This is a genomic window from uncultured Slackia sp., assembly GCF_944321625.1.
GTDB lineage: Bacteria > Actinomycetota > Coriobacteriia > Coriobacteriales > Eggerthellaceae > Slackia.
In genome coordinates, this window is sequence record NZ_CALUMA010000015.1 from 21,050 (window position 1) to 28,180 (window position 7,131).

At 60.9% G+C, this 7,131-nt stretch carries 8 protein-coding genes; all 8 read left to right on the top strand.

Annotation, left to right across the window (positions count from 1 at the left end; translation table 11 throughout):
- Positions 1 to 39 precede the first annotated feature (39 nt).
- Positions 40 to 786 carry a TlyA family RNA methyltransferase gene (locus tag Q0J60_RS01335; protein ID WP_294438401.1) on the top strand — a complete coding sequence of 249 codons (747 nt, stop codon included), beginning with the start codon at positions 40 to 42 and terminating at the stop codon, positions 784 to 786.
- Positions 713 to 1,717 (top strand): MFS transporter, encoded by a 1,005-nt coding sequence (locus Q0J60_RS01340; protein WP_294438402.1) that lies wholly within the window; start codon positions 713 to 715, stop codon positions 1,715 to 1,717. Before Q0J60_RS01335 ends, Q0J60_RS01340 begins: the two co-directional genes overlap by 74 nt.
- A gap of 117 nt (positions 1,718 to 1,834) precedes the next feature.
- Positions 1,835 to 2,167, top strand: coding sequence for a DUF3784 domain-containing protein (locus Q0J60_RS01345; RefSeq protein WP_273123713.1), 333 nt, complete (start codon positions 1,835 to 1,837; stop codon positions 2,165 to 2,167).
- 139 nt (positions 2,168 to 2,306) lie between these two features.
- Positions 2,307 to 2,597 carry a hypothetical protein gene (locus tag Q0J60_RS01350; RefSeq protein ID WP_273123715.1) on the top strand — a complete coding sequence of 97 codons (291 nt, stop codon included), beginning with the start codon at positions 2,307 to 2,309 and terminating at the stop codon, positions 2,595 to 2,597.
- Positions 2,598 to 3,077: 480 nt separating this feature from the next.
- Positions 3,078 to 3,260, top strand: coding sequence for a hypothetical protein (locus tag Q0J60_RS01355; RefSeq protein WP_294438403.1), 183 nt, complete (start codon positions 3,078 to 3,080; stop codon positions 3,258 to 3,260).
- A gap of 603 nt (positions 3,261 to 3,863) precedes the next feature.
- Positions 3,864 to 4,952, top strand: a complete 1,089-nt coding sequence (locus Q0J60_RS01360) for a DUF917 domain-containing protein (protein WP_294438404.1) — start codon at positions 3,864 to 3,866, stop codon at positions 4,950 to 4,952.
- Positions 4,945 to 6,513 carry a hydantoinase/oxoprolinase family protein gene (locus tag Q0J60_RS01365; protein ID WP_294438405.1) on the top strand — a complete coding sequence of 523 codons (1,569 nt, stop codon included), beginning with the start codon at positions 4,945 to 4,947 and terminating at the stop codon, positions 6,511 to 6,513. The genes Q0J60_RS01360 and Q0J60_RS01365 overlap by 8 nt, the downstream gene beginning before the upstream one ends.
- 101 nt (positions 6,514 to 6,614) lie before the next feature.
- Positions 6,615 to 7,131: DUF917 domain-containing protein (locus Q0J60_RS01370; protein WP_294438406.1), on the top strand; the 517-nt coding region annotated here is incomplete at its 3' end.

Consider the following 7,131-nt stretch of genomic DNA (forward strand, 5'->3'; position numbering starts at 1 on the left):
TGGTATACTTATCGCAAATGTTTAAGCGAATGGATGCCGATGGTTAAGAAGAAGCAAAAGAAAATGCGCCTGGACGACCTATTGGTTGATTTGGGCTATTTCCCTGATCGGGGAGCGGCGTTGCGCGCCGTATTGGCTCATGAGGTGCGTGTGGACGACGTGTATCCCATGAGTGCAGCGGTGCAGGTGCGCCCCGATGCCGATGTGTTCGTGCGCGGCCAGAAGAAGTTCGTGAGTCGTGGCGGACGAAAGCTGCAGGGTGCGCTTGATGCGTTCGACCAGGACGTGAGCGGGCTTCGATGTATCGACATCGGAAGCTCCACCGGTGGCTTCACCGATTGTCTGCTTCAGGCGGACGCGGCAAGCGTGGCGTGTGTCGATGTGAACTACGGGCAGCTCGCCTGGAAGCTGCGTGAAGACGAGCGCGTGAGCGTGTTCGAGCGCACGAATATCAAAACGGCAAGTCCTGAGGAACTAGGCGCGCCGTTCGACGTGTTGGTGGCCGATCTCTCGTTCATCGGGCTTGCGGGGCTTGCCTCCACGTTTGCAGCGTTGTGCGAGCGGGGGAGCGTGCTCCTTGCGCTGGTGAAGCCCCAGTTCGAAAGCGCCCACGACGAGACCGACCGAGGCATCGTGCGCGACCCCGCCGTGCGTGAACGTGTCGTGCGCGAGGTGGAAGACGCTCTTCGCGCGGCCGGTTTCTTGGTGACGGGTGCCGTGGAAAGCCCCATCAAGGGCGCCGAAGGCAACGTGGAATACCTCGTACGCGCCGTGTACGAGGGGTAGGCGGCCATGGCGAAGATACATTGCAGGTACGGCTGCAGCGGCAATCATCTACCCACTTTGGGGCCTTACCGCCATGATTGCGTTGGATGTGGCGGGTGCGCTCATTGCGGTGTGCGCCATTATGGCCGCTCGGCTCGATTTGGACGAAGCGGATATGCCGGGCGATACTGACGCGCTTGATTCACGGCATTCCGCCGAAAAGGCCTGCGATGCGCGTGCGTCCGATTCAGGCCTTGCACCCGGCGAATTTGCGGCGGATGCTTCGGATGGGGCAAACCGCTCCTGCGGCGCCTTTTCGGGTATTCTTGCAACCGTACGAGCAATTCTCGTCGAAGTGGACGAGGGGTTCAAAGTGCTCAAGGGTTTTCGCGGCCTATTCGCGCTTCTGTGGTGCGGTTTTGCGTTTACGCTGGTTTTTGCGCCTATATCGGCGTTGTTCCCCATCATGGTGCTGGACCATTTCGGAGGCAACACAGGTGATGCCGCATTGGCGGAAATCGTGTTCGCAGTGGGCATGATCGCAGGCGGCGCGCTTCTGGCGACAACCGGCGGCTTCAAAAACCGGGCGTTTACCGTGGTTGCTGCCACGGCGCTCTACGGCATGGCGACGATTTTTGCTGGCCTTCTGGGCGCCGGCGGCATTGTCGCGTTTTTCGTCGCAGCGTTCGCCATGGGATTCTCCTCGCCGTTTTATTCCGGCCCCCAGACGGCGCTCATGCAAGAGAAGGTGCCGCCCGAGTTCTTGGGGCGTGTGTTTGGGCTGTATGGCAGCCTCATGGCGTGGGCTTTGCCCCTGGGGTTGGTGGCATCGTCGTTGTTCGCCGACGCGGTAGGTGCCCCAGCGTGGTTTGCGGGGGCCGGCGTCGCGATGGTCGTGCTTGCGGTTATCACCTGGGCAATTCCTGCCATTCGAGCGATTGAGCGCTTTTAGGATGTATTGCTCGACAGAGGACCGTAGCGCCTATAGGGAATGCGGCTTGTACCGCCTGATGCGCGTGATGCATGGCAATCCGTTCGGTGGCGTACGTTTGGGGTATAGGATGGTCTCATGACGATATTTGCTCTCTTGATGCTATTCGCGCTGCTTTTTCTTGTGCTGGGCGTCCAGTTTATGCGGGGCAAGTGGCTCAACTTGATCGCTGGCAACAATTTCGTTTCCAAGGAGGAGATGAAGACCTCGTACCAGCGGAGGCTGGGCAGGCTTGTGGCGGCTCCTATGTTCGCTGCGGCGTGTGCTCTTGCTTTTCAAGCGGCGTCTGTGTTGCTTCGGTTCAATGGCATGGACGATATGGCCGCCACGACAGACATTCTCATGGGTGCGTGTTATGTCGCGTGCATGGTGCTGCTCGTCGTGGTGATGGTAAAAGCGAACAAGCGGTAGTCGTAGGGTATCCGCCGAGCGGCTCACTCGACAGAGTGTTGCATGCGCGTGCTCGCCAGGCGCGCCTCCCACGGTGAAGGGGCGCATGTTGTGGCGCTGCGCAAGAGGCATGCTGTGGTACTGCGCAAGGGGGCATGTTGTGGCGCTGCGCAAGAGGCATGCTGTGGTACTGCGCAAGGGACATGTTGTGGCGCTGGCGCAAGGTTTTTGCTGGGGCCTTCATCGCGCTCATCCAAATCAAGGAGACATGTATTGTGGCGACGGTGCGAGAGTCTTTGCGGCCGGTCGGGTGCTGTTTCGTGGACGTTTTTGTGACTTTCCCGGGACGATTCGCTTCTTTCTTTCGAATTTGAACGGTTTTTCGAGCGTGCAAGAGGCGTTGCTGGAGGCTGCGAGTATGCAAAACCTTAAAATGCCTGTTCGGAATTAATGGTTTGTCGACCCTTCTGCTCTGATTTCCGGGAAAGTCGCAAAAACGTCCACGAACTGCCCGGAATCTGGCTCCGCCGATTCGCTGCACCTTCCTTGCGCTTTTGTTGAGCTGCTATCGCCAATCCCCTCTTGATGACAATTATTTGGACAACGTTGCAGGTTAGCCGTGTGTCGTTGCTTGCTTCGCGTCGCCGTAAATTCATGGGGGATTGCGCGACCAGGGGATATGGGTTTGTTTGCTGCCGTCCGGTGCTTCGATGGCGCAGAAGGGCACTGTCGGAGATGCAACGAAGGTGCAATTTAGGCGCGTTTTGCGGGGGGCTTACGGCCAGGTTGATTTGTTGTCCAAAAAAATTGCTCTCGGACGTTTTGGGCCGCACTCGACGAACGTTTCGACCGGAGGCCTTGGCGCGAGGATGAGCGGCGCCGCAGTCAGGTATTATGGTCGCAAGGATTTCTCCCACGGAAGGAGGGCGTCATGAGAATGTTCGGCATGAATCCCGGGGAGTATTTGCTCGTGATGCTGCCCATCGTCGTTTTCTATCTTGCTATCTTGGCCATCGTCGCCCTGGTGCTGTATTGGGTTGTTCGCAAGGCGGTGTGCGCCGGCATGGAAGACTTCGAGAAAAAGAAGGCAGGACAACAGGAGCCCCGAATTTAGGCACAGGCAGCGTAGGTGTCTGGTTCGGACTTAGACGCAGGCGGCATAGGTGTCTGGTTCGGATTTAGACGAAGACGGTATAGGCGTCTTGCTCGAATTTATACGGGGTCGCATGGGCGTCTGGGCCAGAAGGACACTCGAGGCATTGGGGCCAGAAGGGGCGCGGGCGGCGTTGGGCAGACGGGCGCCAATCGTGCTGGGCGAGGAAGGTCGTCGCGCGGATTTCTCGCATGACGTCGCGTTGCATTTTGCCTGTTCGCTCAAAGGGAACGAGAACTGCCCGTTTGTTGGATGAATTCTGCTTCTGCGCCCGATAGAGCGCTCCAATGCGCTAAAGTATCATCTATACGAGAAGCGGCGGGGTCGCGTGCGTACGCGGCCCCGTTTTCGTATGCGGGAGCGGGCTTCGATACGTTCCCGATTCATGTGAGAAGCGGGAGCGACTTCTGCAAAATGCTGCAGTGAGCAGTTCCTGCGAAACGCCTGGGATGACTGCGAGATAAGGCGGTGTAGCTCAACAAGGCGATGTATGCCAAGGAAGAGCAACGCGGCTCAAAAGCATCGCATTGGGCTCGGGCGTTGCGCTATGTTAGGAGGCGGGCTGTGCGAAAAATCGGTAAACGTGAAGTGGAGGACATGGCGGTAGGTGCCGCGGTCCTCGCATCGGGCGGAGGGGGAGACCCCTACATCGGCAAGCTGATGGCCCTGCAGGCCATCGACGAGTACGGCCCGTTCGACATGATTACGTTGGATGAACTGGACGACGACGCCTGGGTGTGCGGCTCGCACATGCTGGGCGCTCCCACCGTGCTGGTGGAGAAGGTGCCCAACGGCCGCGAGGGCGTGGGCGCCGTCGACGCGCTGGAAGAGCGCTTCGGCCGCAAGTTCGATGCCATCATGCCGCTTGAGGCGGGCGGCCTCAACTCGCTTCTTCCGTTCCAGGTGGCGGCGGCCAAGGGCGTGCCTATCGTCGATTGCGACGGCATGGGCCGCGCGTTCCCCGAGCTGCAGCATGTGACCTGGTCGCTGTTCGACATCCCCGCATGCCCCGCCGTGGTGTGCGACGAGAAGGGCGACGTGGTCACCATCGATGCCGTGGACAACGCCTGGGCGGAGCGACTTGCGCGCAACGTGGCCATCACCACCGGCGGCAGCGTGTTCATGGCCGACTACGCCATGACGGGCGCAGACGTCAAACGCTGCTCCATTCCCGGCACGTCTACGTATTGCGAGGTCATCGGTCGCACCATTCGCGAATGCCAGGAAAAGAACGTAGACCCCGTACCCGAGATTCTGGAATTCCTGGGCGCCTACGAGCTGTTCCGCGGCAAGCTGGATGACGTGTCGCGCCGTACCGAAGGCGGCTTCGCGCGCGGCTATGCACACTTCCAGGGCATTGACGCCTATCACGGCAAGGAATGCGAGCTCCGTTTCCAGAACGAACATTTGCTGTGCAAGTCCGGCGACCAGATCCTGTGCAGCACGCCCGACCTGATTGCCGTGCTCGACATCGAGACGGCGCTGCCCATCACCACCGAGGGCATGAAGTACGGCGCCCGCGGCGTGGTCATCGGTATTCCCGTGCACAAGCATTGGCGCAGCGAGCGCGGCCTGAAGATCGCCGGCCCGCGCTACTTCGGTTACGACTTCGATTATGTTCCCGTGGAAGAGAGGGTAGCGAACAATGGCTAAGCAATGGCGCATCGGCATCGACGTCGGCGGCACCAACACCGACGCCGTGGTGCTTGACGATAAGCTCAATCTGGTGGCGGCCGTGAAAAGCCCCACCACTGAAGACGTGATGGGCGGCATCCGTAACGCTATGGCAGCCGTGCTCTCCGATCCGGCGGTCGACCGCAGCCAGATCGGCTACGCCATGCTGGGTACCACGCACTGCACCAACGCTATCGTGGAGCGCAAGAGGCTCGACCGCGTGGCCGTGATTCGCATCGGTGCGCCGGCGACGGCCGCCATCAAGCCCATGATTGACTGGCCCGCCGACCTGCGCAGCGCCATCAACGACCAGTGGTTCCTCGTGCAGGGCGGCCATGAGTTCGACGGCCGCGAGATTGCGCCGTTCGACGCCGACGAGGTGCGTCGCATCGCCAAGGAGGTCAAGGGCAGCTGCGACAGCGTGGCCATTTCCAGCGTGTTCTCGCCGGTGGATGCAAGCCACGAGAAAGCTGCCGCGCAGATCATGCGCGAGGAGCTGGGCGAGGATTTCCCCATCTCCATTTCCAGCGAGATCGGCAGCGTGAGCCTGCTCGAGCGCGAGAACGCTACCATTCTGAATGCGGCGCTGGTGAACGTTGCCAAGACCACGTCCGAGAGCTTCATCGCGGCGCTCGACGCCGAGGGCATCAAGGACGCCGAGATCTATCTCTGCCAGAACGACGGCACGCTCATGAGCGCCGAGTACGCCATGCGCTACCCGATTCTCACCATCGCGTGCGGTCCCACCAACTCCATTCGCGGCGCGAGCTTCCTTACGGGTCTTAAGGACGCCGTGGTGGTGGATATCGGCGGCACCACCACTGACCTGGGTGTGCTGGTGCACGGTTTCCCGCGCGAGAGCATGCTGGCGGTTGAGATTGGCGGCGTGCGCACCAACTTCCGCATGCCTGACATCATCTCTATCGGCTTAGGTGGCGGCTCTATCGTGCGCCATCATGAGGACGGCACCGTGACCGTGGGTCCCGATTCGGTGGGCTATAAGGTGACGGAGAAAGCTCTGTGCTTTGGCGGCGACACGCTCACGGCAACCGACATCGTGGTGGCAAAGGGCATGGCGCCCGGTGTGGGCGACCCCGAGAAGGTTGCGTTCCTTGCGCCCGATCTGGTCGATGAGGCCCTGGCATGCATGGTCAAGATGGTGGAGGATTGCATCGACCGCATGAAAACCAGCGCGGGCGACATCGACGTGGTGCTGGTGGGTGGTGGCTCCATCCTGATGCCTGGCTCGCTGAAAGGCGTGGCGCAGCTGAAGCGTCCCGAGAACTTTGGCGTGGCAAACGCCGTGGGCAGCGCCATCTCGCAGGTGTCCGGCCAGATCGAGCGCGTGTTCTCGCTGGACAAGCTCGGCCGCGCCGAGACGCTCGAGGTGGCGAAGGGCTTGGCCAAGGAAGAGGCGGTCAAGGCCGGTGCCGATCCCGACACCATCGAGATCGTCGAGGTGGAGGACGTTCCGCTGGCGTATCTGCCTGGCAACGCCACCCGCGTGCGCGTCAAAGCCGTCGGCGATTTGCGTATCTAGGAATAAAAAGCGGCGGGTCGTGTGCGCCCGCCGCATTTTCAGGCTGAGATACTTTAGTGCTACAGCGCACTAAAGTATGACGATTGCTAGTCGAGGAAATCATGAGAAAACTGGGAACGCAAGAGGTCGAAGACATCGCGATGGGCGCGGCGGTCATGGCGTCGGGCGGTGGCGGAAATCCGTATGTGGGTATCCTCATCGCCAAGCAGACCGTGGCAGAATATGGCGAAATCACCTTGCTTGAGCTCGATGAAGTGCCCGACGACGCGCGTGTCGCCGTGTCTATGGGCCTGGGCGCGCCCACGGTGCTCGTAGAGAAAGTGCCCGCGGGCCCCGAGCCCGAATATGCGCTCGAAGCCCTCGAGGCCGAGGTGGGGCATACCTTTGACGCGTTGCTGCCCTCCGAGGCGGGCGGCTGGAACTCGCTGCACCCTATGCTTCCGGCGGCGCGTCGCGGCATTCCGCTGCTTGATGCCGATGGTATGGGGCGCGCCTTCCCGGAGCTGCAGATGGTCACATGGTCCATGTACGGTCAGAGCGCAAGTCCTATCGGCGTGGCTGACGAGCGCGGCAACCGCCTCCTCATCAAGACCGACGACAACAAGCGCGGCGAGGATC

What these genes read in the sequence shown, in the direction of transcription:
- Q0J60_RS01335 (WP_294438401.1), top strand. Translation starts at nt 40, where the DNA reads ATGGTTAAGAAGAAGCAAAAGAAAATGCGCCTGGACGACCTATTGGTT.
- Q0J60_RS01345 (WP_273123713.1), top strand. Translation starts at nt 1,835, where the DNA reads ATGACGATATTTGCTCTCTTGATGCTATTCGCGCTGCTTTTTCTTGTG.
- Q0J60_RS01355 (WP_294438403.1), top strand. Translation starts at nt 3,078, where the DNA reads ATGAGAATGTTCGGCATGAATCCCGGGGAGTATTTGCTCGTGATGCTG.
- Q0J60_RS01365 (WP_294438405.1), top strand. Translation starts at nt 4,945, where the DNA reads ATGGCTAAGCAATGGCGCATCGGCATCGACGTCGGCGGCACCAACACC.